This is a genomic window from Streptomyces sp. NPDC046831 (assembly GCF_040645305.1).
GTDB lineage: Bacteria > Actinomycetota > Actinomycetes > Streptomycetales > Streptomycetaceae > Streptomyces.
In genome coordinates this window covers 347328-371640 of record NZ_JBEYXZ010000001.1, presented here as the reverse complement: position 1 = coordinate 371640, position 24313 = coordinate 347328, and the positions used below count along the sequence as shown (strand labels likewise).

The 24313-nt window shown below is 67.4% G+C and carries 20 protein-coding genes and 1 pseudogene; 6 read left to right on the top strand and 15 right to left on the bottom strand.

What is annotated here, in order from left to right; all coding sequences use genetic code 11:
• Window positions 1-75 precede the first annotated feature (75 nt).
• Window positions 76-312 (bottom strand): DUF397 domain-containing protein, encoded by a 237-nt coding sequence (locus ABZ920_RS01525; protein ID WP_361497387.1) that lies wholly within the window; start codon window positions 310-312, stop codon window positions 76-78.
• Between the two features lie 203 nt (window positions 313-515).
• Here ABZ920_RS01525 and ABZ920_RS01520 point away from each other — a divergent pair, with 203 nt between their 5' ends.
• The gene (locus ABZ920_RS01520; RefSeq protein ID WP_361497384.1) at window positions 516-1058 is read left to right on the top strand and encodes an ATP-binding protein; all 543 of its coding nucleotides are present in this window, start codon (window positions 516-518) and stop codon (window positions 1056-1058) included.
• Window positions 1059-1253: 195 nt separating this feature from the next.
• On the opposite strand, the gene ABZ920_RS01515 is transcribed toward ABZ920_RS01520, so the two are convergent.
• The 4 genes from ABZ920_RS01515 to ABZ920_RS01500 all read right to left on the bottom strand — a co-directional run bounded on the left by ABZ920_RS01515 (window position 1254) and on the right by ABZ920_RS01500 (window position 4918).
• Window positions 1254-1400: a hypothetical protein gene (locus ABZ920_RS01515; protein WP_361497381.1), complete on the bottom strand. Its 147-nt coding sequence runs from the start codon at window positions 1398-1400 to the stop codon at window positions 1254-1256.
• Between the two features lie 94 nt (window positions 1401-1494).
• Entirely contained in the window at window positions 1495-2217 is a 723-nt protein-coding gene (locus ABZ920_RS01510) for a helix-turn-helix domain containing protein (RefSeq protein WP_361497378.1), read from the bottom strand.
• Window positions 2217-4298: a hypothetical protein gene (locus ABZ920_RS01505; protein WP_361497375.1), complete on the bottom strand. Its 2082-nt coding sequence runs from the start codon at window positions 4296-4298 to the stop codon at window positions 2217-2219. Before ABZ920_RS01505 ends, ABZ920_RS01510 begins: the two co-directional genes overlap by 1 nt.
• Window positions 4299-4321: 23 nt before the next feature.
• Window positions 4322-4918 (bottom strand): helix-turn-helix domain-containing protein, encoded by a 597-nt coding sequence (locus ABZ920_RS01500; RefSeq protein WP_361497372.1) that lies wholly within the window; start codon window positions 4916-4918, stop codon window positions 4322-4324.
• A 444-nt stretch (window positions 4919-5362) separates the two neighbouring features.
• On the opposite strand from ABZ920_RS01500, the gene ABZ920_RS01495 reads away from it, so the two are divergent.
• Window positions 5363-6484, top strand: coding sequence for a three-Cys-motif partner protein TcmP (locus ABZ920_RS01495; RefSeq protein WP_361497369.1), 1122 nt, complete (start codon window positions 5363-5365; stop codon window positions 6482-6484).
• On the opposite strand, the gene ABZ920_RS01490 is transcribed toward ABZ920_RS01495, so the two are convergent.
• The 5 genes from ABZ920_RS01490 to ABZ920_RS01470 form a co-directional block, all read right to left on the bottom strand.
• Window positions 6456-7211 (bottom strand): phage Gp37/Gp68 family protein, encoded by a 756-nt coding sequence (locus ABZ920_RS01490; RefSeq protein WP_361497366.1) that lies wholly within the window; start codon window positions 7209-7211, stop codon window positions 6456-6458. The two genes, ABZ920_RS01495 and ABZ920_RS01490, sit on opposite strands and share 29 nt — an antisense overlap.
• 458 nt (window positions 7212-7669) lie before the next feature.
• Window positions 7670-8818: a hypothetical protein gene (locus ABZ920_RS01485; protein WP_361497363.1), complete on the bottom strand. Its 1149-nt coding sequence runs from the start codon at window positions 8816-8818 to the stop codon at window positions 7670-7672.
• Entirely contained in the window at window positions 8772-9578 is an 807-nt protein-coding gene (locus ABZ920_RS01480; protein WP_361497360.1) for an ATP-binding protein, read from the bottom strand. The genes ABZ920_RS01485 and ABZ920_RS01480 overlap by 47 nt, the downstream gene beginning before the upstream one ends.
• Complete coding sequence (locus tag ABZ920_RS01475) at window positions 9575-10582, bottom strand: ATP-binding protein (protein ID WP_361497357.1); 1008 nt, start codon at window positions 10580-10582, stop codon at window positions 9575-9577. The genes ABZ920_RS01480 and ABZ920_RS01475 overlap by 4 nt, the downstream gene beginning before the upstream one ends.
• A gap of 96 nt (window positions 10583-10678) precedes the next feature.
• On the bottom strand, window positions 10679-12106 hold the full coding sequence (locus tag ABZ920_RS01470; RefSeq protein WP_361497354.1) for a transposase family protein: 1428 nt from the start codon (window positions 12104-12106) through the stop codon (window positions 10679-10681).
• A gap of 926 nt (window positions 12107-13032) precedes the next feature.
• Between ABZ920_RS01470 and ABZ920_RS01465 the strand changes: the two genes are divergently transcribed.
• Complete coding sequence (locus tag ABZ920_RS01465; protein ID WP_361497351.1) at window positions 13033-14064, top strand: hypothetical protein; 1032 nt, start codon at window positions 13033-13035, stop codon at window positions 14062-14064.
• Window positions 14065-14775: 711 nt separating this feature from the next.
• Here the strand turns inward: ABZ920_RS01465 and ABZ920_RS01460 are convergent.
• Window positions 14776-15849, bottom strand: coding sequence for a hypothetical protein (locus ABZ920_RS01460; RefSeq protein ID WP_361497348.1), 1074 nt, complete (start codon window positions 15847-15849; stop codon window positions 14776-14778).
• A gap of 220 nt (window positions 15850-16069) precedes the next feature.
• Complete coding sequence (locus tag ABZ920_RS01455; RefSeq protein WP_361497345.1) at window positions 16070-16813, bottom strand: hypothetical protein; 744 nt, start codon at window positions 16811-16813, stop codon at window positions 16070-16072.
• A gap of 290 nt (window positions 16814-17103) precedes the next feature.
• Between ABZ920_RS01455 and ABZ920_RS01450 the strand changes: the two genes are divergently transcribed.
• Both ABZ920_RS01450 and ABZ920_RS01445 read left to right on the top strand, forming a co-directional pair.
• Window positions 17104-17499: a hypothetical protein gene (locus tag ABZ920_RS01450; RefSeq protein WP_361497342.1), complete on the top strand. Its 396-nt coding sequence runs from the start codon at window positions 17104-17106 to the stop codon at window positions 17497-17499.
• Complete coding sequence (locus ABZ920_RS01445; RefSeq protein WP_361497339.1) at window positions 17496-19916, top strand: tetratricopeptide repeat protein; 2421 nt, start codon at window positions 17496-17498, stop codon at window positions 19914-19916. Before ABZ920_RS01450 ends, ABZ920_RS01445 begins: the two co-directional genes overlap by 4 nt.
• 526 nt (window positions 19917-20442) lie before the next feature.
• Here ABZ920_RS01445 and ABZ920_RS01440 read toward each other — a convergent pair.
• The 3 genes from ABZ920_RS01440 to ABZ920_RS01430 form a co-directional block, all read right to left on the bottom strand.
• The gene (locus tag ABZ920_RS01440; RefSeq protein WP_361497336.1) at window positions 20443-22185 is read right to left on the bottom strand and encodes a hypothetical protein; all 1743 of its coding nucleotides are present in this window, start codon (window positions 22183-22185) and stop codon (window positions 20443-20445) included.
• 358 nt (window positions 22186-22543) lie between these two features.
• Window positions 22544-22936, bottom strand: coding sequence for a hypothetical protein (locus tag ABZ920_RS01435; RefSeq protein ID WP_361497333.1), 393 nt, complete (start codon window positions 22934-22936; stop codon window positions 22544-22546).
• 47 nt (window positions 22937-22983) lie between these two features.
• Window positions 22984-23409 carry a hypothetical protein gene (locus ABZ920_RS01430; RefSeq protein WP_361497330.1) on the bottom strand — a complete coding sequence of 142 codons (426 nt, stop codon included), beginning with the start codon at window positions 23407-23409 and terminating at the stop codon, window positions 22984-22986.
• 333 nt (window positions 23410-23742) lie between these two features.
• Here ABZ920_RS01430 and ABZ920_RS01425 point away from each other — a divergent pair.
• Window positions 23743-24126 (top strand): annotated as a pseudogene (locus ABZ920_RS01425) (helicase associated domain-containing protein); the annotation flags it as partial.
• Window positions 24127-24313 lie beyond the last annotated feature (187 nt).

Below are 24313 nucleotides of genomic sequence, written 5' to 3'. Positions count from 1 at the left end.
AGGACAGACGACGAGCGTCAGTCTTGCAGGATGCCGCCCGATGGCGGGGCCCAATTAGCCTGTTCCTGGCTGGCGTTACGTGGCGATCAGATCGAACTCGCCATCCTTCACCCCCGCGATGAAGGCGGCGATTTCGGCTTGCGTGTACACCAGCGCAGGACCGTACGGGTCGCGGGAGTTACGTACCGCCACGTCACCTCCGGCCAGCAACGCCACTTCGACGCAGTTGCCGTCTGCGGTGCTGTGGCGGCTCTTCAGCCACGTAACGCCGCGCAGTAAGCCCGCCGGAAGACCGTTGATGATCTTCGTCATGTCCACCCCTTTCCAAAATTTGTCCGGCCTCTCCCGTTCCTGACCAGTCCTTCCTCCTTGGCCGAAGACATGCTTTCCCCGGACTTCTCGTTTGGATGCAAGTCACCGATGCAATTGCATCTGAGGTGTGAGGGCGGGGATACTGACCATCCGGGGCGGGGTTCCGCGGCCCATGAACTGGACGTCTTCCGGGGGGATGAACAGTGGCGGCACACGCGGCGGAAGTATTGAGCCGGAGCGCAACAGTCGAGGACCTGCTCCCGTCCACGGAGCAAAGTACCGGCAGAGGCGCGGCGCTGGCGCCACCCGCCCCGCTGGACTGGGGACTTGCACTGGGTATCAGCACCGCTGACTTCGTCGCCCGCTCGTTCACCCGTGACCCGGGCAGTCTGAAGAGCATCCGACGTTTCATCCGCGAGACCATCAGCGCCTGGGGTCTGACTGCCCTCGCCGACGACCTGACCTCTGCGGTTAACGAACTCACCACCAACGCCGTGCAGCATGCACTGACGACACCGGACGGGGCGCGCGGCAGGGCCTGGCTGGGGATGACCCGCGCCGGCAACACAGTGATGTGCGCCGTGGCCGACCCCAGTCCCACTCCCCCCTCGCAGCGCCGTCCCGCATGCTTGGCAGACGCAGGTCGAGGGCTGGCCGTCGTAGACGCTCTTACCGACCAGTGGGGCTATGCCGCAACCGCCCCCGGTGGGAAGGCCGTTTGGATCCGCATCTCCGCTCCTAGCTGAGCGTTTCAGGATGCGGCCGAAGCGGTCACTCGTCGTCGAGACGCTGGAAGACCTGCTCGAAGTCACCTTGCCGAGCAGGCCCCTGATCACCTGGACCATGTTGTCTGTGCCTGGACGTCGGACAAGCAGACTTTTCCATCAGTCGATGAATCTCGGCGACGGTGAGCACAGTCGCGCTCCAGCGCGGCCCTTCCGTCAACCGGACCTCGACATCGACATTACACACCCCAGGTCCTCACCGGCGCCGGGCAGGTAAGACGCCTCGAAGCAGTCCGTACGGCCTCGGTACCAGGGACCGTCCCAGCGTTGTTCGGCCGTTTCGCTGTCTGCGTTGTTGGTCATCGCGTGAGAATCCCGGCCAAGCTCTCCGCCTGCCACATCCCACGTCTTGATCAGCTCGGTGACGGCAGGTCATCGCAAGGTCGGAGGCAGCGTGTCAACGCGGGCGCCAGGTACGCACCTCGAGGTGGAGGATCTGGGCGTCCGAGCGGATGCGACCGGTCTCCACGAGCCACTCGTGTACGGCGACGGTGACGTCGCCGCCTGCGGCGTCCACACGGCGGGCGAAGTCGGCGGCGTCGAAGCCGCCGGTCTGAGCGGAGCCGTAGGAGCGTTCCTCGGTGTGGTCAGTGCGCTGGATGACGTCGCGGCGGATGCCGGGGGAGTCGGTGCGGCTGCCGGAAGGGTGGAGGTAGGCGGTCTTGGCGAGGCGGACGGTGAAGGCCAGGCGCAGACCGCGGCGGGCGGCTTCGGCGATCAGAGGGCGTAGGCGTGCGGAGCCGGAGGCGATGGCCTGGGTGCCGACGCGGCCGGTGCCGGAGCCGGTGGGGGTGATGAGGACGGCCTTGGTGCGGACGCGGGCGCGGGCGCCGGAGGCGGTGGTGCGCCGATGAGTGTGGCGGGCGGCGATCGCGGTGAGTTCAGGCAGGTCGGTGATACCGCCGATTTCGACGGCGGTGAGGACCTCACGGAGGGCGGCGACGAAGGCGGCGCCTTTGTTGCGGGTATAGAACTGCGAGACGAGGGAGGGGTCGCGGTTGATGATGCGGGCAATGTCGCGTTTGGTGTAGCCGACTTGCTGGAGTCGGTCGGCCAGGCGGGCGGCCTCGTTCAGCCCCTGCTGGCGGCTTGGGGGGGTACGGCGGGACCGGGGCGACATCAGGCCTCCTGGTCACTGGTGAGGGTGGCGCGTCCGGTATCCCGCAGGGTGAGGAGCTCCTCTTCGGTGGTCGGGGCGGCCACGGGACCGGTGAGCTGGCCCTTGAGGAGGTAGTCGCCGGGTTGGTGGTGGTAGGGCCAGTTCTGGGGCTCGGTGAGGTAGAGGGCGTCGGTGCGGAAGGCGACGACGGTACCGGGCGGGGTGTGCAGGGCTCCGGCGTAGGTGTCGTCGTCGCGGTGGCGCTGGGTGAGGAGGGCGGCGCGGGCTGCGGACCAGATGGCGGCTGCCCATTCGGGGTGGGCGTTAGGGTCACGGGAGAACCCAGTGGGCTTTTGCCAGGTGATGTGCTCGTCGTCGAAGGAGATGATCTCTGCGTCCGGGGGCACGTCACGTTCGGCGGTGCGGGGGGTGGTGCCGGTGACCATGCGGGGGCGCTGGGCGAAGGCTCCGATGCCGTACAGCAGGATGGAGCGCACGGCGCGGGAAGCGAGGTGCGCGGCGCGGGCTTGCTGGGGGTCGCCTTGGAAGTGGGCCTGGGCGGTGAGGTTGGTCCAGGTTTCTTTGAGTTTCTTGGCCCAGTCGTCGAGGGGTTTGCCGTCGTCCCACAGGATGCCGTCGAGGATTTCGATCTTCCACGGCTGAAGCGGGTTGGTCAGGGCGGTGTGGATCTCGGGGCCGCCGGCCCAGGTGGTGAAGGTGGTGCCGGGGGTGGCCGGGTAGTGCCAGGCGCGGTCACCGGGGGCGGGTGCGGGCAGCAGGCCGACGTGGTTCCAGATGTCGGGGACGGTCACGCGGACCTGCCAGTGCCCGCACCCGTACAGGGCCCGCATCTGTTCCTTCTCCGACCAGGAGGCGAACGTCGCGGCAGTGATGCGGCGGGGAGTGCCGACCGGGGACTTCCAGGTGTGCTTGGCGTAGGCGAAGGTACGGTCGTACTCCACGATCTGGGGCAGCTGCTCAGGGACGCGGGGCGGGGTGAGTAGCTCGTTGCGGCCCTGGCCTGCAGTGGCGTGCAGCAGACCGCGCAGCTCCTCCGACAGGACGGGGAAGCCCTCGGCGTACTGGCCACGGGTCGGGATGGTGCGGGTCCACAGGTCACGGCCGGTCTGAGAGGGCGAACCCATGATGACGGCGTCGCTCCAGTGACGGCGCAGAGCCTGCCACAGCAAGACGAAGGCGTCGCGAATGACGGTGGGGTCGTCGCCATCGGTGTCGAACCACTCCCCCACCGAGCGGATCTCCACATGCTGCTCACCGTTCTCGCGCTGGTAGCGGCCGACGGGGTTGCGGGCGTGGACGAAGTGCCCGGCCATCCGATCGCGGCCGCGCCCGGTGTCGGTACGCCAGCCCGGGATCGGCGCGTTCAGCCAGGCGGCGACCGCGTCACGCAGGTAGGGGTAGCGGTCGGCGTCGCGGTGCCAGGGATCGCCGGCGGTGATGTAGATCCGTTCCACGCCTTCGGGGATGGTGTGGAACACGGCGGTGAGGATGTCGGCGGCCGTGGCGTTGCCGAGGTCGAGGTGGTGGGTCTGCTGGCGGTGGACCAGGACGCCGGTGGCGGTGTCGAGGAAGACGGTGGAACGGGCCTGCTGGATGAAGTTGGGCCTGGTGGAGGCCAGGCCGGACGTGTGGGCGAACCAGGTGTCACCGGCGCCGCCCTCGGGAATCGAGGGCAGGGTGCGCGGCTCCTGCTCGGGGGACGGGATCCCGGCAGCCGCGATGGGCTCGGCAGCGGGGGGCGTCATCACGGTGGGCGGCTGAGTCTTCGAGGAGGCGGCCGACCGGGCGGTGGGCGCCACGGTCTGTTCGGCGTGTGCGGGCTGCGCGGGCTGCGGCGCAGCGTCCGCTGCGGCGGCCAGGCTGTCGGGGGCCAGGGCGGGTGCCAAGGCCACGACGTCGGCGACGCTCAGCCCGGCGGCGGGGGCGATCCGGTCTGCCTTGGCCTTGGCGTAGGAGGCGAGCCGGGTGATCCGCTGGTCCCGGTCCGCCTCGAGCTTGGTCAGTTCCGCCCGGGCCTTCTTGATCGTGTCCCGCACGGTGCGCAGCTCTGTGAGAGCGGCGCTGTAGCTCTGCGCGTCCATGAGGCTTCCTTATGGGGGGCGGTTCAGCCGGTGGTGTGGGTGGTGATGTAGGCGATCGCCCCGCCGGAGTCGGAGGGCAGGCGGGTGCCCAGCAGCAACTCGGCAAGGTGCTGGTCGCCGTCCGCGCGGGAGGTGAGGGTGATGTGGGGTGCGGCCAGGTCGGTGACGTAGCCAGCCAGGCGGGCCTGGGAGAAGGCGTGGCGGCCGGTTGAATTCTTTTCCCATGCCTGCAGGCCGGTCAGGACGGCGACGACGTAGCCCGACAGGGTCACGGGTAGCACTCCCCCGGCGGCGACGCTGACCGGGTCGCAGCGCCACCAGCCGCGCAGGGCCTTGAGCAGGTCGTCGGGGGTGAGGGTGGCGGCGAAGCCGATCCAGGGCCGGTCGGGCTCGGGGGCCGGGCGGGCTGCGTCGACACGTAGCACGGCGATCTCCGTGGCGTCCAGTTGTTCCAGCGAGGCGCGTCGGCGGGTGGCGAGGGCTTGGACCGTGTCCAGGGGGATCATGACGCGTACGCCACGGCGGGACAGGCCTGGCAGCAGGCCAGCGCGCACGAGGCGGCGGAAGGTGGTGATCGCACAGCCGAGTTCGTCTGCCGCCTGCCCGGTCGTCAGCAGCATGCCAGCCTCCCCTCTGCGAGCGGACTCTGTTATCTGATCGGGGACTCACTCTAGTGCGGCGACTAAAAGCGCGTCAAAGGCGCAGCAAATGAGACGATCAGCGCCCCACAGCACCGCGCCTGCCTTCGGCCGCCAGTCCCGAGATGGCCTTCAGTGGCCGGGTTCGGAGTGCGCCTTACGGACTGCCCAACGATGAGATCCACAGGATTGGACAGTGACCAGTCCGCTCCGCTTGGGGCTGATTCCGTGACGGGGCCCAATCGGCCGCCTCCTTCCCTGGGCAGATCCCATCGCCGACGTCCTACAGACGCTGAACATCCGGCTCTCTCAGGAGCCGATACGCGGTCTTTACGTTGAACGTTGTTGCGCACACCATCTGGTACTAGGGGGTGCGGCTGGCACGTGCCAGCCGCCGGCTGCGGCGATCCTGGACAGGGGGCGCGGATGGGCGTGTTGTGGAAACTGGAGCCAGCGACCGCAGCCAAGCACCGGTTGTACCAGCGGTACTTGGACGCCTGGTGGCCGATCCTGCTGCAGACCTCCCAGAGCAACGGATACTCCCGGCCCCGGGTCACGCTCCTGGACGCCTTCGCCGGGCCGGGGCGCTATGAGAACGGCGAGCCGGGCTCGCCGGTGTTCATCCTAGACCGCCTGCTGCACCATGACGCGGCCGATCGGATGCACCTCAGCCCGCGGCGGGTGCATTTGATATTCATCGAGAAGGACCGGGCCCGCCACGAGCACCTGAAGACAGAACTCGTCTCCTGTTTCGGGCCGCTCAAGGATCTGCCGGTCCGAGTGGAGGTGCGGCGCGGCGACGCAGGTCGCGACAGCCTCGCTCTCCTCGACGAGCTCGGAGCCTGGGGCCACCCGATCCTGGGAATCTTCGACAGCTGGGGCAGCGTCAACGTACCGCTGCATGTGATGTCCCGCATCGCTCGCAACCGCTCCAGCGAAGTCATCACCACTTTCGGGCCCAACTGGTTCAGCCGCCGCGAGGATCTCAACGCCGGCATCCTCGACGCGGTCTTCGGTGGCCGCGGCTTCTGGAGCCCTGCCGCAGAAGAACTGCGCCCCGACGAGAAGTGGCGCGTGTGGCTGCGCACCTACCGAGACGCGCTGCGCCGGGCCGGCTTCGGTTACCAGCTGCAGTTCGAACTCGTCCCGCGTACTGGCCAGCCCCTCTATCTCGTCTTCGGCACCGGCAGCACCGCAGGCCTGAGGGCGATGAAGGACGGCATGTGGAAGGTCGACGCGCTTGATGGCGAAAGCTTCCGCGACCCACGCACCCGAGGCGCCAAAGCGGACGGGCAGCTCGACCTGTTCCAGGCCGCAGGTCTGATCGACGACGAACTGGCCGAACTGGTCGGCCAGCGGCTGAGTGCCGGGGCCACAACGGTGGAGGCCATCGGCGAGTGGCTGCTGGCGGAGACCGCCCGCTGGATGCCGAAGCATGCTTTGCAGGCGGCTCGGCAGATGCGGCAGGACGGCGTGGTCGCCGTCCAGTCGCCGGGCAAGCTCACGACCAAGAGCCGGATCAGCCTGCAGGCGCAGGCTCGAGCGTAGGCATCTGGTCCCAGGTCCGGCCCTGAAGGTGCCGACCAGACGCCTTGGGGGTCCGGCCTCCCCACTGTTTGAAGAAGAAGGCCACCTCGGCTTGGAGGCAGGCGTCCCGGATTCCTGTGACCCATTCCTGTTGCACGGGGCGGAAGCGGGGACCTGACTCGCCTCCCGCGATAACCCAGTGAATGCCCGCCAGGTCCAGTCCGTCCAGAGGACCGAGCAACGGCTCGCACGACAGGAACCGCACCGTGGCGGGGACCTGACGCAGGTCGTCGACACGGGACAGTTCCTTGGCGCTCTCCACGGACACACCCATCCACAGGTTGGCTGGCCACTCCAGCCGGTCGGCGACCTGCCGCAGCCGGCGTGCTCGCTTCGTGAGCACTTGATAAGTGTGTTGAGGAGTCTGCTCGATGACCTCGAAGACCCGCCGGACATAGTCCAGCGGTACGCGGGCGTGGAAGAGATCCGACATCGAGTTCACAAACACCGTGCGCGGCGCCTTCCAGCCCAATGGGACCCGCATCGCGTCCGGGTGCACGGTCAGGCCGAAGCCGGGGCCGGAGGTGCGGGGGTCACCGTCGTTCTGGTACTTCGCCGATCCCATGGCCTTGAGCCGCTTCGCCAGCGTCAGCGCGTAGCAGTTGTCGCATCCGTCCGAGACCCGGTCGCAGCCCGTCGTGGGGTTCCACGTCGCTTCGGTCCACTCGATCGGACTGCGGTCACTCACCCGTCGGCTCCCCATCCTCCTGCGGTCACGGCCGCCCGCAGGTCCGGTGTGCAGCCTGTGGTGTGTTCAACGAGCGATCAGGCCGCCAGACATCGGCATCCAACCATCCGTCGCTGCAGGGTGTCACAGGTTCTCAAAAATAGAACATGCGCACTAATTTTGCGAGGTGCGCGTGCCACGAACGACCTATTTGCCTTCGGCAAGGCCACCCTTGTGCAGGGCGGCGGTCAGGGCATGCCGTCCGTGAACATGCCCTGCTGAGGAAGCTGCTCGACACTGATGCCGCGGGGACGGGAGAGGCGGTCGCCCGTGAATTCCCGCCCCGGCGCATCCGGCAGAGCTGTGGAGCCAGCCTCTGACTCCGTCGCCGTCCTGGCTGGTCAGCTTCCCGCGCAGGACAGACGGGGGCTTGTTGAGGTAAGGCGCCGATGACCGGGGGTACTCATCACGCCTCTCTCTCAGGGCCGTTGGCGTGCACGGCGAACGCGAGCCGCGACAAGGTGGCAGGTCTCGGTGGCGTGAGCGACATCGTTTTTGTCCCAGGCGGACAGCCGGAACGGCGTGTCCTCGCCCGACAAACGGTCCGTCAGATCGTGGCGAATGTATCCCTGCAGGTCGGTGTGAATGCGGGCGGCGTCCCGAAGGAGGCGAGCCCAGTCGGGTAGATCAGTGGGGAGGTCGGCTCGTGGGCGGTGGGGGGTGGGAATGGTGAGCTGGGCCAGTTGGTCGGTTCCGTAGCCGGTCAGGGCCCGGAGAGCGACGGCTGCGGCATGTACGGGGTGGGCGACGCGGGTGTGGATGCGCTGAGCCACGGTTTCGAGGTGCGCGCTGGAGGTGTCGGCGCGCGTGAACGTTTGCAGAGCGATGGCGGGCGGCTGACTGTCGGTGGAAGAAAGCCGGGTGGGAGTGCCGCGGGTGCTGGAGGTGACTTCGTCGGGTTTCCCGGCGGGGCGCCGGGGGCGTGGGGGCAGCTCGTACCAGGACTCGTCGTGCGGGCCGGGAAACGGGGCGCGCTGCCACCAGGCGTAACTGGCGAGAGTGCGCGGTGTGGGGGCTTGGTCTGCGTTCAGGTGCTGGCGGGTGTCTTGGATGCTGTCGATCTGGTGGTGGGCGACAGTGTTGAGGGTGGTGGACAGGGCGGCGGGTGCTGGGCCACTGACGACGAGCGTGAGACGGATGCGGGTGCGTTCACGCAGGGCCATGAGGTGCTCGAGGTGGCGGCCGGTGATGCGGTGGGCGCGGCAGATGACGTAGTGGCTGATGTTGAGAGCTTGGGTCCAGGCCACTGCTACACGCCAGGACTCGTCGGCGTTGCTGGTCCACCAGGGCGGGTCGATGTGTGGGGCTGGAAGGTGCTTGCCGAGCGCGCGGATGAGGTCGTGGGCGAGGTAGGCGGGTGCGGTGGCCAGGGGTGTGGGGTGGACGGCGATGCGGCCGTGCTCGGGCTGGTGGGCTGCGAGTGCGGTGGTGGTGTAGGCGGGCTGGTCGTGGGTGTCGGTGATTAGGGTGACGGGCGGCAGGCTGGGATCGGTGTGGTCTGGGGACCATGCGGGGGTCCATTTATGGAAGATCTCGTCCGGTGCGGTACTGGAATGCGTTGAGATCATGTGTGAGGGCCAGACGGGGGTCCAGGCGGCGCAGGAGGGTGGCCGGCTCGGGCGGGTGGTCGGGGTGGCGGCGCTGGTGGGCTTGGAGCTGGTGGGTCAGGGCGGCCCAGCGCCGCATGTTGCCGTGCGCCCACATGTCGTCCAAGCGGGCGAGGACGTGGCTGGGGGTGTTGTGCCACAGCGGGTGGAAGGCGGGCAGGACGGTGAGGACCTCGTCCGCGTCGAGGGGTTCCATGTGGTGCCAGGTGGTGACCCGGCTGAGCAGGGTGGGCTGTGAGCGCAGGGCTCTGAGGCGGGGTCGGCTGGCAAGCAGCAGGATGGTGACCTGCGGGGCGGGGTCGTCGTGGAGGTAGCGCAGGTATTCGATGCAGGAGGCGGACAGCTGGTGGGCTTCGTCGACGGCGAGGAGGCGGGGTGTGTGTGCCAGGGCGTGGCGCAGGTAGTCGTCGCAGATGCCGGCATCGTGGGGTGCGTCGCCGGGCAGGTTGAGGGCGTGGTGGAGGTTGTGGCGCAGGTCGTCGGGGCGTGACTGGGGGCGCTGCAGCAGCCGTAGCGTGGGCAGGCTGGGGCGCTGCTCGCATAGGACGTGCAGGGCGAAGGTCTTGCCAACGCCGGGGTCGGCGGTCAGGCAGATCATGCTCTGTTGATGCAGTGCGTCGTCGAGGGCGTGGCCGGCGGCCCGCACGGCCTGGGTGGTGACGGTGCGGGCGCCGGGCAGGCTCAGGTAGTGGGGTGGTGGGGCGCTGTCGGGACTGGTCATCCGGCGTCCTGCTGGGGGCGGCGAGAGCGGCGGCGGTGGGGCAGGGCGCGGCGGATGGCCCAGCGGGCGATGGTCTCGTCGACCTTTTCGAGGCCGCGGCGCTTCATGCCTTCGAGGACGTGGTAGGTGATCTTGGACCAGACGCGGAAGGTTCCGCCAGCGCCTTCTTCGTAGACGTAGTCGATGAGTTCGGGTGAGGCGTCGGCCCAGACGGGGTGGAAGAGGGGGATGTTGCGCTGGACCTCGTCGGCTTCCATGGGGGCGAATTCCTGCCAGATGTAGATGCGGGAGGCGAGGGCGGGTTCGCTGTAGAGGGTTTTGTAGGCCTCTTCGCCGCCGACGAAGAGGACGGCGGGGCGGTTCTTGTTCTTGCCGGTGTCCCACAGGTGGCGAACGAACTCGAAGCATTCGCGGCTGAACTGCTGGGCTTCGTCGCAGACGAGGACGTAGGGCTTGCGGGCGAGGGTTCGCTTGAGCAGGCGGTCGAACTCGCTGGGGTGGGAGGGAGGTTCGCCTTCGAGGCGGAGTTCGGTGAACAGTTCCTGGCGGATGTCGCGGGGGGTGGGGCGGGAGCGGAACTGCAGGAGCAGGACGCGTTCGGCGGAGACTTCCTTCAGGGCGGCCAGGACGGAGAAGGTTTTGCCGAGGCCGGCGTCTCCGTAGATGCAGGACATCGCCCGGGCTTCGATGGTGTCGGCGATGTTTTCGCTGGCTTCGAGGAGGGCTTCGGTGGCGACGATGCGGGCGTCGGCGAGGTTGAGGTAGAAGTCGGGTTCGCCGACGACCTCGTCCTGGTCGGGGCGGGGTGTCGTCTGCGTGGTGTCGGTGTCGGTCACGTCTGTGTCCTTCGTGGTCATCGGGGCGGTGTGGGTGTCGTCAGGTGCGGGGTGGGTGGGCTGGGCGTGGGCTGTGCCGAGCTGCTGGCCGGTGGCGGCGTCGTACACGTCGAAGGTGTCGGGGCCGCGGGGCCGGATACAGACGGTGCACTGGGCGTGGGCGGTCATCCAGGTGGCTGTGTAGGGGCGGCCTCGCCAGCGCACCTGCTGGCCGCGGATGATCCGGGTGGCCCGGTTGGAGGGCGGGTCGGGGGAGCGGGGTGGTCACGTGCGTTCCTCGGGTTGGGTGGGTTCGGGGGTGCTGGGGACGGCCCAGCGGCCCGAGGGGATGACCCGGCGGGGCATGTAGTCGGGGGGCAGGTCATCGGCGGGCCGGTTGGAGCGCAGGGTGCGCAGTTCTTTTACGGCCTGCTGGCGGGTCATGGCTGCGTCTGTGCGGGCCGGGCCCGCGGTGGTGTGCGGCTTGAAGCGTCGGCGGCGCAGGGCCTCGGCCCTGCGCAGGTCGCGGCGCAGGCGGCGGGCGCGTTCGGTGCGGGCCTGGTAGACCTGCTCGATCTGCTCGTCGGTGGCCTGGTCGGCGAGGTAGGCGGTGCCCAGGTGGTGGCGGTTGTCGGCGTCGAAGACCTCGATCTGCTCGAGGTGGTGGGGCTGGAAGCGGACGTGGACGCGAGTGCCGGAGCGGCCGGTCATCCAGCCGGCCATGTAGTCACGTCCCTTAAAGCGGATGCCATGGCCGTGGATGACCCGGGTGGAACGGTCTCCTTCCAGGAGGAAGGCGTGCAGGTCTTCGGCGTTGACCTCGCGAAGCGGGGTGTCCTCGCTGTTCCACCATTCCAGCGGGGTGAGACCGCCGTAGTCGGCCATCTTGTGTTCGGTGTTGCGCTCGTGAACCCACTTCGCGAAGCGCTCGACGAAGCCCTCGAAGGTCAGGGGTGGGTCCTTCTCCCCCGAGCGGCGACGGGTATCGAGCTTCTGGGCCTTGGTATAGCGGGGCAACTTGGAGAAGAACATGCTGGTGGCGGCACGGTTGAGGTTTTCGATGCTGCCCTTGAGATGGGGGGTGTAGGGAGGCAGGACATCGACCTGGACGGCGAAGGCGCCGAGGGCCTCCTGGACGGCACGCGACAGGAAGTCCTTGCCGCGGTCGATACGGATTCTGGTGGGCAGGCCTCCTGCCGGCCCGTAGGTGTCGCCGCGCAGGATGCAGGATCTGAGAGCGGCCAGGATAGAGCCGCGGTGCGGGAAGTGGGGAGTGACGGCCCAGCCCATGATCATGCCTGTGTGGCAGTCGCAGAACCAGGTCACCCACGGTTTGACCAGCCGCCCGTCAGCCCATACCCAGACGGGGGCTTGCTTGTGGTCGCCTTCCCACTCCTCGTTGCGTGCTGTAGGCGGGCGACGCAGGTGCGGGTCATGGCTGCGGGAAGCCGGCAGCCCGGCTCGTAGGCCGGCCAGGTCGCCGGGCGTCAGGTCGCGTTTGACGGCCCGGTGCAAGGTGGACAGGCCCACCGGGGTGGCACCCGTCTTCTCGGCATCCATGGCGAGTTCACCGTGGACGGCTTTGACGTTGCCGCGGTGGTAGGCCAGCAGAACCCGGATGTCGTCGGTGATCTCGAAGCGGTCCCGGCTGCGCTGCAAGGGCTCGCCGAGCCGGGCGCGGGCCAGGTTGCGCCACACCGTTCTGACGTGCACTCCGAGAGTGTGGGCGGAGAGCTGGACATGCGCGGTGGTGAGCTCGCCCCGCTTCGACAACTCCAGTAGGGCCCGGATGGCGGGACCCATAAGTTCGTCACGTTCGCGCCGTAGTCGGACTGTGCCGTCGGCTGCAGGGTGATCACTTGGGTCAGGAACCACCACAGGGACCATGTCTTTCTGTAGGCGCCGGACACGCGGACGGCAGCTGAATTCTCAAGTCGGGGTAGGGGATGTGTTCGATGGCGACGCTGGCCGGCTTCACGTCGGTCAGAGTGGTTTGCTGCTGGCGGGTTGGGGTGTACGAGTCGCTTCGTGGCAGAACAGCGAATGTTGTAGAAGGGCTTGTCGGCTCTGTTCCGTCCCCTTGTGCCAGTGCCATGCATGGATCTGGCCGGGGTGCGCATCGCGCCAGCGAGGGCGCGCGGCTTTGCCAGGCGCGTGCAGTGCCTCTCCTCGAGATAGCTCCCCCGATGATGGTCGGCCGAAAGGCAGGGGCGGCCCACGCCACAGCGGGTGGGCGCATGGCATGAGGGCCGCGATGTGCTGGACGCGGTCGGCGTGCCGAACACGGCTCGAACTTAGAGCGAGCTGGTGGAGCTCAAGATTTTTCCGGTCATCTGTTCCGCTGTTCCGGGCTGCCGTGCAACGCGCGTAGCAGCGGTGAGGACTTTACGCAATCCGTCGCCAGGCAATCGGCCGGCCTGACCTTCCGGCAGGTCGCCTTCGCAGGTCGGAGCGGTTCCTGGCCGGGTGACAGGTGTGCTCGGCAAAACGCTGCCGGGAAGAGGGCGGGGCACTGTAGAGGCAGGGTCTGACAATGGGCCTGGTGCCGATGAAACGGGGATGACGCGAAAATTCGGCTACCGTTCGGTACGGCGTACGGGCACGAACTGGTGGTTGGCTGAGTGCGCCAGGATGCGGGCATGAGCCTCACCTCATCCCTCAGCGACCCCACATCGACGATGTCCCGGTTCCTGAGTGAACATCTACCCAACGCCCATGACCTGTTACGCGACTGCCGCAAGCGCCTGACCCACTATCCCGCGCCGGTAAAGCCTGTGATCGGACCAGATCAGCGCCAGGAATACCGGACGCTTGGCCGCACAATCGACCACCGGCTGCGCATCAGCCTCGGCGCCCCCACCGGGCAGCCGATCAAAGACGGAATCGTACGGGCCGTTATCCAAGATGACGGCTGGCCGAGTCCGGAAGTCATCAACACGGTGCAGGCCGCAGGCTTGGTGATGCTGAAAGAGCTGGCCCGGTACACAAACAGCGACGGCCAGCCGCTGGTGCTCGATGCAAAGGACGAGGACCGGCTGGTACGGCTATGCCACTGCGCTTCGAGCTTCGAGGCGATCTACCGCTTCGGGGGCTGGCTGCGCGGCAACAGTCTGGGGGCGAGCAGGCCCGGAGCGACACTGGACGAACTCGTCGACGCCGTGCCGTCCTACGTGGTCGACGACATCCGTCGGCAGATGGCTCTGGCCGCACACCCCGGCCCCTTCAACCGCCTGCGACAACTGCCCGCAGCACAACGGGTCTGTGGGCCCGTCTTCGACGGCAGCATGGACGTCGACGGAGCCGATGCCGACTTCATCCTGGACGGACAACTGATCGACTGCAAAGCCACCACCCGCCCCGACCGGATGGGCCGCACCGAGTTCTACCAGCTCGCCGGCTACCTCCTGCTCGACTACAACAACAACTACGCCATCAAATCCGTAGGGCTGTACCTCTCCCGCCAAGGTGCCCTCATCGACTGGAGCGTCGCAGACTTCCTCGGCCTCATGGGCGCACAACTGGAACTGCCTGACCTGCGCGCCGCCTGCCAGTACGCGCTGACCAACGGCGCTGCCGGAAACCCTCCCCCACCGAAGGAACAGCGCCGCCCCCTCCCCCGCCCGCGCAGCGCTCCCCCGGTCCAGGACACGCTCTTCGGCGACCTGCCCTGACCTGCCGCAGTCGCTTCAGCGAGAAATACTGCGAGATCCCCAGGTTAAAGAACGCTGGCTGGCACCGAGACAATGGCCGGTGGATACACGGATTTCATGGAAACGGCGCTGTTGGAGACCCCCGAGGCGTAGACGAGGATCCCGTAGGGGCCTCCTCTTGCACCGCGTTCCCGGTGCTTCGATGGGGCGCGCCTGGCAGCCGGAACGTTGCCCCGCGCGGTATGGCCGGTCGCGGCCCGCCCTGCGAGGGTGTGCGCCACTGCAGGCTTACCCCTCCCCGTCAACCGCTGGCCGGGCCCGGGGTGGTGGGCGTAGGGCCTTCGGTCTCTACGTGGAGGACGCGCCTCTCCCCCGGCCCGCTCCGCGACACCTCAGCTGCTGTCCCAGATCCACCACGCGGAGAGCGCACCCGCGAGGCCGCACGACCGGTCGGTACGTGCGCCTTTGGGTATCGTCACGTCTCGTCACATATAGCGCTCCACTTCGGCTCGCATGTCCACTGCGCTCGAGTACCGCATGTCCGGCAGGCACGCGATGAACTTCTCTCGAAGCGCTTTAATGCCCGCATGAAGACCAGGTTCGAACACCGGTGAGTTGAGTAGCGGCAGGGACGACATGATTGAGGGGCGGTGCGGGAGCACCACTCGCGTACTCCGTCGATCACCACACCCTCGACAGGCCCGGGCACCGGGGCTTCGTCGTATCGGGCGATCAGCTGTCGAGTCGGAGTTCGCCTGGCTCGTAACGGAGTTGAAAGGTCTGGGCGTGCTCCCCGTGCATCCAGTACAGGGTCATGGTCGACAGCATGCTGCGCTTGACGTACCGGGTTCGTGAGGGCATCCCTTCGTCTTGCGCAACGATCCACTTTTCTATCCGCTCCGGCAGTCCGAACCGCAGCGCATATGCCTCCGGGTGCTCCGCGGAGCGCAGTTCCCACACGGGATGTGAGGCCGGCTGGTTGATGCGGCGCAGGCGTACCGCGTGTGTGGGGTGCTCTCTGGCGTAATCCACGAATGAGTACAGATCGTTCGAGGCCAACCCCAGGACGAACGGTGCTGCGGGAAAGGCCAGGACCAGACCGAGTTGTGACCGGCTGTGCAGAGCCTGAGCCAGGTAGTCCAGTGGGCCGCGAATCGCGTCGGCCAGTTCAACGTTACCTGGGTCCATTTCCAGCAGTGGGCCGCGCAGATAGGCCCGGATGTCGCGTATCTTCGGCCGCTGGGCCGCCGGTGTCGCTTCGAGGACTGCGTGAATGGTGTCGGCTGTGTTCTTGACGAGATCCCGCAGTACGGCGAAGTCCGGTGCGGAGAGGTCGACCAGGGATATCTGATGGGCCAGCGCGTAGTCCTGTGCCGCGGGGCTGAAGCCGGAGGTGGAGAAGATTGCGTAGCTGTAGCGGTATCGCGTCCGGGGCCGGCCGGTCCCGGGAGCGGTAAGTGTGGTGGTCTCGCCCTCGTTCACGTCGTGGATCACGCCGTGGCCGTTGCGCACGGTGGGCAGCTGAACTGGTGTTGTGGTCAGGTACTTTGCCTCGACGAACAGGCGGACCGGCAGGGAAAACGGTGGGACGTAGCGGAACTGCCCGAGCGCGTCGACCTGGTGCCAGGCTCCGCGTCCGCGGACCAGCAGACCGTTCTTGTCCTCCTTCAGGACCTTCCACGGCTCCGTGTCCCGATCGTCGTCGGCGGTGAGGACCTCGAAGCCGCTGGAGCGCAGGAGCCAAGCCAGCACCTCCTCCAGGAGGTAGCCGCGCAGGGGTCCTTTGCCGATCAATTTGTCTGCCACTCGGGCAATCCTATTCACGGCCTCGATCTTGGTTCGAGAGCGCCCGTCGGCCTGCTGATCGGGCTGGCCTATCCCTTGCGCACTGTTGCCGACTACGTGCAGGACGACCTCTTCTCTCGTAGGCAGGTAGGCCTCACCGGCACGAGGGAGGAGCTGCTGTGCGGCACGCATTACTTGAAATCCCGCCGTCAGATCGCGAGACGTGGACTCCCAGCCGGGATCAGTCATCTGCGTGCCGCAGGACAGTGCTGTCCGATACCGGGATCCACTCGTCGCTGAAGGGAGCCAGGGCGTCAGCGGGTGCGGGCGTTCCGACCGGTGCCATGTACGCCCGTGCCGTGTGCTCCCAGCGGGTCGATGCCAGGACGACCTCACGGTCAAAGAGTTGCACTGGGAGCCCAAGAAGTCCGTCAGTCTGGAGGGCTCTGACGTAGTTGAGGAGTTCGATCGCCTTGACCATGGCCCAGGCGACCAGGGGCACCGCGGCACGGAATCGTTCAGACAGGCCAAAGGGATCGGCCTCGTCGAGGAGTTGGGTGTCGTGGTGAACCACGTCTCCGTAGATCCACGCCGTGGCCAGCTTGCGGTCGTCGAGTTCGACGGTCCAGCCCTCGGCGGTGTCACCGAGCATGACCTGGTAGCCGCCCTCCCGTGCGGCGTTCGCCTCAGTTCTCGTGCGCCACTCGGCCCGCGCCGTCCTTATCCACGCCGTGTCGTGTGGCAGTTCTCGGCAGAAGTACCCAACCGCGGCCAGTGCCTTTAGATACGAGCAGGCGTCATCTTCCAGCAACAGAGGCCTGATCCGGGCCGCGGCCGACTCCACGACTTCCTCGGCGGGGCACTCCTGCCGGATGTGTACCTCACCATTACCGAGGGCCGTCACGACGTACGGCGCGCCGGCCAGGGCAACCAACGCGTCCCAGTCCGCCGCCAGCGAGTGGGCCTCCACCCTGCGGGCGCGCACTACGAACGCCCCGAGTCTGCTGCGGTGGCGCGCCGCGGGATCCGCCCCCGCTTGACCGCGGGCCCCCATCACTTCCTCCAGGAGTAGGTGAACCGCCTGATCCAGAGCCGTACGGTTGCAGCAAGCATGACGCGGCAGCCACACGAACAACAATCCGATTCAGCGCAGCCGGCCAGATGCCCTGCCCCCGGGCAGCAGAGGATTCGGTGCGGCGCTGGGGTCGAGCAGTGGGCGGCCGGGATGTCAGTCGCCAGTGCGATGATGTGGGAGTGACGGGACGGGCGAGAATTATGGTGTGGCTGCTGGCGGTGCTGTGCGGGCTGGCGGCGGTGGGGCTGGGCGTCGTCGCGGCCGTGGTCGATCTCGACACGGCTGGTCAGGTGGCGAGCGTGGCTGGTTCGGTCACAGGTCTGGTCGGGGTCGCGTTGAGTTGCTACACGCTTCTGCGGCCGTCAACTGGCGGCAGCCAAGGGGCGGCTGCGACAGCGGCGGGAACGCGCTCCGTCGCGGCCGGCGGCAGCATCGGTCGAGCGGTTACCGGCGATCGCGCCACCCTCACCACACCCCCGGTGACACCACTACCAGCAGCAGGGACTTTCGGTTCGGCGCAAGCGATGGGTGAGCGAGGCGTCGCAGCGGCCGGCGGGGTCGGCGAGGCCATCACCGGAGACGACGCGCGCGCATGAATCCGTGGCAGAGGAAGCCCAGACCAGCCGCCGAATCACAGAACTCGCCTGCTGACCGGCAGTCCTTGATGCCGGAAACTGGCGTGGAGGCGTCCGGCCTGCGCTCTGTTGCGGCCGCCGGAAACATCGGCGCGGTCACCACGGGCGACCACAGTCCTCTGACGGTCAACGTTCACCCAGCCGCACCCGCGCCGACCGCGCTAGCCTCCCTCCCCGCAGCGCCCTCAAAGCTCACCGGCCGGGACACAGAGATCGAGCAGATTCTGTCGGCCCTTCGGCCGCACACCGTGTCGCCGCAGCGGGACGTGAACTCCTCCGGGGCCGGACCGATCGCTGCCCCGGCTGCAGATGGTGTCCTGCCGCCCGTGCTGGTGACCTCGGTCGCCGGACTTGCCGGTGTGGGCAAAACGGCGCTCGCCCTGGCCTGCGGGCATGCCGCCACCGAGGCCGGCTGGTTCAGCGGCAGCCTCTTCATCGACCTGCGTGGATACGACGACAAAACAGTGCAGCCAGGCCAGGCTCTGGAGGCGCTCCTGCGGGCCCTCGGGGTCGACTCGGCCAGCATTCCTGCAGCGGCTGAGGAACGGGCAGCGTTGTATCGATCCGAACTGGAAGACCGGGCCGACCAGGGGCAACGTCTGCTCATCGTGGCCGACAACGCCGCCAGCGCTGATCAGGTCCGTCTCCTGCTTCCCGGCAGCCGTCGGCACCAAGTCCTGATCACTTCCCGGCACACCCTGCCAACACTCGACGCGCGGCTCCTGGATCTTGCCGTGCTCAGCCCCGAGGCGGCGGTGGCACTCCTGCGGGCTGCCCTGCAGCAAGCCAACCCCGCCGACCGACGCGTCCTCGAGACCGGAGACGGAATTGCGGAACTGGCCCGCCTGTGCGGATACCTGCCGCTGGCTCTGCACATCAGCGCCGCCCTGCTGATCCTGGAACCCGACCAGACCGTCGCCGAGCTCGCGGCCGAACTCGCCGCGGCCCGGTCACGGCTGAGCCTCCTGGACGTCGGAGAGCGGGCTGTCCGTGCCTCCTTCGGTCTCTCCTACCGTCGCCTTTCACCGGATCATGCCGGACTCTTTCGTCTCCTGGCGCTCAATCCTGGTCCCGACATCGGCCTTGAAGCAGCGGCAGTCCTGACTGCCCGCCCGCTGCCGGCCGTCCGCACCATGCTCCGCGATCTCGTCCAGGCGCATCTGCTCGATTGCGTGAACAGGCGCTGGTCGATGCACGACCTCGTCCGCGACTACGCCACCGAACTCGTGCACGGCGCTCAGCGGGCCGCAGCAAATGGCGTCGGAGGAGAAGAGACACCGGGTGCAGCAGAGTCCCACGCTCAGGCATGCAGCCGGTTGCTCGAGCACTACACCACCACCGCCTTCGCGGCGAGCGCACGCCTCACCATGAGGGCGCACTCATCTGCGGCAGGCGCATTCACCGGTCAAGCGGAGGCACTGGCCTGGCTGGACCGCGAGCGTGTCAATCTCACCGCGTCCGTGGCCGCCGCAGCCGCCACCGGGCACCAGGACCTTGCTGTCCAACTCCCGGTGATCCTCTACGACTACCTCACCTGGCGCGGATACTTCGACGACTTGATCGCCGTGACGACGATCGCGTGCGACGTTGCTCACCAAGCGGGAGCGCTTGCCGCCGAGGCAGGAGCATGGAACAACCTCGGCATCGCCCTGACCGAGACCTCACGCTACGACGAGGCTGTCCTCGCTCACAGGCGGGCCGCCGAACTCTTCGCCTCAATGGACAACCACAACGAACGCGGCAAGGCACTCAACGGGCTCGGCTCAGCCCTGCACGACTCAGGGAAACCTGCCGAGGCACTACAGATCCACCAGGAAGCCCTGACGGCCCAAAGGGCTTGTGGAGACCTGCAGGAACAGGCCGCGGTACTGAACAACCTGTCCCTGGACCACCAGGAACTGGGGAACGTCGCACAGGCGTGCGCCGCAGCAGAAGAAGCGTCCTCGCTGTTCCAGCAACTCGGCGACACCACCAACGAAGCGAAAGCGCTGTGTACGGCAGCGTTCGCACTCCAGGCATCAGGACAGAGCGAGGAAGCACAGGCGGTCTGCGAGCGGGCCATCGAAGCCGCCCGCCGCACCGCAGGCAATCCCCGCGACGAGGCGGCGATCCTGATGACCTGCACCGAGTTGCTGACCGACCTCACACCGCAGCAGCGAATTGCCTATCTACTACAGGCGCAAGCAGCGTGCGAACGCGCCAACGCCCACGATTTGTACGCGCACGCACTGAGCGCCATCGGCCGGGCCTGTATCACCGCAGGCGACACGAGCCAGGCCATCACTCACCTCACGCGTGCAGCCTGCCTGCTTGAAGACCTTGGTCTCACCAGCGAAGCGGCCGACGTTCGAGAGCTGCTCGCGCTGCTCCAGTCCTGACCCAGTCGCACATCACGGGGGCGCGCGCACGCGAAGCCCGAGGCCGCGCTCCCTTGCTGCTGATGTTCGCGCCTCCTGGCGGCGAGGCCGACGAACTCGGGATCGATTCATCGAACCCCATGACAGCGCCTACCACGAGGCCTGCGAACGCTTCGAGTTCCTGATCTCCATGATCGCCATAGATACGGGCTCCGAGTGCCGCGCCTACCCGTGGGTCGGCGAGTTCCTCCTTCACTCCACCTGGGGGTGGGATGACAACGGCCTGCCAAGCTCCATCGGAAAGGAACTCACCGACGACTGGCCACTCCTGCGGGCCGGAGCCTTCGAAGGGAGCGTCCGTCGCGCGCAGATGGCTCACGCCAAGCTCATCGACTGTAGAACAAGCACGGCCGGCAGCACTGATGGCACGGCCCAGCCACTCTCGCCCACGACGCTGCCCGGACTGGCTGGGCCACAGTGACCGGGACATGGTGTCCCTGCAGGCTCTTGCCTGCCGCCCTGGCCTGAAGCGCTGACGTCCACAGCGTCAGCCTCGCTGCTGCTCCTCTCCGATCCCCGAGGCGGGTGCAGCCGCCTGGTGAGCATGTGCGGTGACGTGCAGCGCGGCCAGGAGCACGAGGGCAACCGTCTGAGGGGCCGTCTCCGTGTCCGACAGATCGTGGAGTTCGCTGTTGCGGAGGTTGAGTCCTCCATCGCTGTCGACGAGCAGGAGACGCAGGAAGGCCTGCCAATCGGCGTGCATGCCGGCGTCCGTCACCCGGTCGATGAGGGTGGTCAGGAGGGTCACTCTGCCGCGACTGTCACCCTGCGGAGGCTGGAGGATCGGAATGCGGCGATAGCGCAGGGTCTCCCGCAGGATTCCTTCGATCCGGGGCAGGGCGATCGCGAGGGCGGCATCGTACTCCCCGCTCCAGTAGTAGCGGAACGCGAGCGCGAGCTTGACAGCCCGGGTCCCCGTGATGATGGGGTCGGCCGTGAACAGCTGGGCAAGCTGGGCGGCGGTCGGGTCGAAGCGGTCCCCCACCGTCTCCAGGAGGTGGTGCACGTAGACAGAGGTGAGCATCATTGCGGTGACGTGCCACTCGTTCTCGTCGTCCGCTGCGGTGCGCACTCGGGCCTCCGCCACGGGAACGGGGCCGGCGGCGTTGATCCGGATGCTGGGGACGAAGGAGGACAGCAGTCCCTCGGATGCCAGCCTCCGTGCATGTTCCTGGGCTGCCTGCCGCGTTCCAGAGGGTGCCGGCAGGCTGGCCAGGGCGCTGAAGGCCTGTCCGAGGGTCCGTGCCTGGCCAAGGACCTTCTGGGAGTAGTCCTCGATCTCGTCTCGCCGCAGAGGGAACTCGAAGTGGAAGCTTCCCATGCCGAGTTGGTCCGGATCGATCGCCTGCATCCGTACCCGCGCCTCGTCGAACAGGTCCTCCAAGCCGTAGTCACGTGCTGCGATGGCTGCCGCGTTGAGCCGGTCCAGCCGGACAAAGCCCGGGAACCGCTCTGCCTCGGTAAGCAGCGATTCGACGATCTGCCGTTGCAGTGCCGTCCGTTCTTGCGGGTCTTGCGTCCCCGCGATCCGCAGCTGCAGCAGTTCGACCAGGACTGCAATGTCCCCGCTGTGGATGCTGGTGGCGCGGCTGAGGAGTGCTTGCACGGCAGCGTCTGAGGCGTTGCGGCCAACCAGCTTCCTCAGGATCTCCAGGACCAGGCCCGGCGCCGCTTCCTGGGGGGCGTCGAAAAGCTCACGAACAAAGCCGATCATGGTCTGCTTGGTGATGAGTTCCAGGTCCCGCACGCTCAGCCGTACCGCAAGGTCGTACGCGAAGCACAGGCAGTCACTGGCCCGGCAGCGTCCCGCGGAACGGTCCGCCATTCCCAGGAATCGGGGCACAGCCTCCGTATAGTCCTCGATCGCCTTCCGGGCATGCGGGAAACGCTTGCGCGCCTCCCACACCAGGTGATGCAGGCGGGCACGCAGCATGGGATGACCGACAGCCTCCGCATAATCGGCCCAGGTCTCCACGGCACTGTCCGAAACGGCCTGGGGGTTCGCAGGCCAACGATCGGCGTCATGACCGATGAAGTCCCCCGCCAGCCCTCCCCGTTCCGTGACGTGGAAACACAGGGCAGCCCAGAGCGCGTCAGCTTCGGCTGCCGCCTGGCCTTGCCATGCCTCGGCGTTGACACGCGCGATCCAGCGCTGCAACAGCTCCTGCAGAGACGCGAACTCGACTGACACCTCTGCGATGCCGGCGAGCACGGTCGGATCGACTCCCATGCGGACCTCCTGGCAGACCAGTATCGGAAGCGTTGCTCGTGCTGCGTACTGATTTCCGTGGGGGCACGCATGCCACCTGGGGTCGCGACTCGTCGTGGTTGGCCATGCCGGGGCATGCGCGCCTGGTGAGCGTCTGCGCACCACCAGGGAGGCGTCGCCATCGCGGTGTAGGGGCAGCAGGTCCTGTTTCGGAGGTGCGTGGTCGGACCGCTCCGGCATGATGTGGCCACCAACGGCGATCCGAATGGGCAGGCGGCTGCTGGCCGCGGTCAGCAGCTGGGACTCGGGGCTCCGGGAACTAGGGCGGGCAGCGGGCATGTTCATCTGACGGAGGACTACGCGGCGGCTCGGGCTGCGACTACTGCGGTCGTCGTCCGCGCGGCCACGCATGGACGGCATCTTCGGGTCGATGGCGCTGGAGCCACTTGCGTGCGGCGTCGTCGCGGAAACCGTGTGCCCGGAGAACGTCAAGGGCGGCTGCTCGCACGGTCCGTGCCTGGTCGGCGCGATCCAGGTGGTTCTTCATGCGCACCACCACGTCGTCGTGGTCGTACGCGTAGCGGCCGTTGACCTTCTGCGCGAACTGCGGCAGGAGTTTGTAGTAGCGGCGTTCAGAGATGCCGATCCGCGTCCAGGGGTAGCGCTCCGGTGCCTCACGCTTGCGGTGCTCCATCACCGCGATACTCGCCTTGCGGCGCACGTATCGCCGTGTCGCCTCGGCGCCTTGCGCGGGGTCGAAGAGTCCTGTCATCTGGGTCGCTCAGGAGTCCAGGGCTCGCCATGCCTCGGTGACCGCCTTCAGCTCTGCCTGAAGTCACGGGCCAGGAGCTTCATCTCCTCGCCCCAGATGGTCACGTTGTCGCCTTTGCGGCCGAACTCCTCTCGGGCCAGGCGGTAGAACCCTGCACCAGGCTCCCCCTTCTCCTTCAGCACCACCATGGCAGAGAGCATCGCCTTCGTGCAGTCCGGGCTCTCCTGGTGGGAGACGTCGGCCAAGAGGTGATCCATCTCCACGCTGTGTGCAGGGACGGTGTGGCCCTCATCCTCCAGGAGCTTGCTTAGCTTCCCGTACTGGATCGGCCAGTCCCCGTTACGGGCCCGCTCCAGCAGGATCTCCGCCATGGCCTCCTGGGCCGCCTCGTACTCCGATGTCCCTCGCCTCACGGCCTCCCCCTCAACATCGACAGGGACGCCAGAGTAGTGAGATCCGAGCCGCGTGTTCACCGCCGCCTGCTCCTGACCCGATCGCAGCACGACAGCCATCTACGCCGCCGAACACGCCGACCAACCCATCAATGCTCTCCTCAACGCCCCGAACTCCAGGGACGATTGGTGAGAAGGCTCAACCTTCGCTGCGACAGGTCAAGAGCTGCAGTACTGCGCGGCATAGGAGGTGCCATCGATCTGTCCAGCAGGATCGTCACTTGACGCCACCGACTGATGTCAGCAGCCGCCACCAAGGGCATCACACTCAACCGAGGTCAGAGGATCCATCTCCGACACCTGACACTGACTCAGTAACGACATCCCCTCAGTGGCACTGCAACGGCACTTCACAAAGACCTCGGACGGTGGGTACGCTCGGTCCGCCTCGGCTGGGACAGCCTCACGGGCGTGCAGCAGTGGATGTGTGAACACGTCCTCGGGATCGAGCCCGCGGCTGAGGACGAGAAACCCAAGCCGCGGCGCAGCCAGGCCGACAAATGGGCGCGCAACCTCGCCGCCGCCACCCAGTACTACCAACGCGAAGGTCACCTGCGAGTCCCGAGGAAGCACATCGAGACGATCGTCGTCGGCGACGGGAAGGGCGGCAGCGGCCAGGACCAGGAGGAATGGCAGATCCGGCTTGGTGCATGGATCGGGAATCAGCGCAGCCGGGCCGCCACGCTGTCGCCCGAGCGAGTAGAGCAGCTCTCCACGATTGGCATGCGATGGACATAACCAGACGTATGCATACCCGCAGCGCCCATGAAAGCGTACATATCGCGTACGGGCCCACCTCTGAGTGTGCGGGTCGGGCGATGGCATGACGCGGCCGCCGCCCCCCAGCAGGATCGGGGCGGCTCCATCAGACGCAGGATCAGGAGGAAGTGTGCCTCCCCACCCTCGACCGCTGAAGAGCACCCGT